Below are 570 nucleotides of genomic sequence, written 5' to 3'. Positions count from 1 at the left end.
GGTTGGAGCGGCGCTCGCCCTCGCCGCTCGAGGTCTCGCGGAAGCCGGTCAGGCGTTCGTCCTCGAGATGCGCGTCGATGAACGCAAAGGTCTCCTGGCCAAGCCGCAACGCATCGGGATTGCCGCACATATGGGCATGCGCCAGCGCCAGGAGCACGCAGGAATGGTCATAGGCATCCTCGGCGGCGTCGGCGACGGTGCCGTCGACGTTGAGCGTGCGTACCCAGCCGCCATTGTCGGTACGTCCGTGCCTGGCCATGAATTCGAGGCCGTGGCTGATCAGCCGATCGGCCGGGCCGTTCCAGCCGCGCGCCTTGGCGACGGCGAAGGCGTAGATCTGCCTGGCCTGCGTGCGCATGCGCTTGGGTTTCATCAGAGGGGTGGCATCGAAGCCGAGCGCCTCGTGGAACCCGCCGTGGCGCTCATCGACGCCGACCGTCGACCACAACGGCACCGTCTCCTCGAACAGCCAATGGTGCACGCGGCGCTGCCAGGCGCCGCTTTCGATGACGCGGTCGTCGGCGGGCGTGAACCTGGTCTCAAGGCGGCCGCTTTTTTCGAGCTGCTCGA

1 protein-coding gene is annotated in these 570 nt (G+C 67.5%); it reads right to left on the bottom strand.

The annotated features are described in order from the left end of the window. Window positions 1–570 (bottom strand): AGE family epimerase/isomerase (locus NKH33_RS33155; RefSeq protein ID WP_352923747.1); only part of this gene is annotated, 570 nt, incomplete at both ends.

Source organism: Mesorhizobium sp. M1182 (assembly GCF_040318335.1).
Classification (GTDB): Bacteria; Pseudomonadota; Alphaproteobacteria; order Rhizobiales; family Rhizobiaceae; genus Mesorhizobium.
This window is presented reverse-complemented; position numbering and strand designations above follow the sequence as displayed.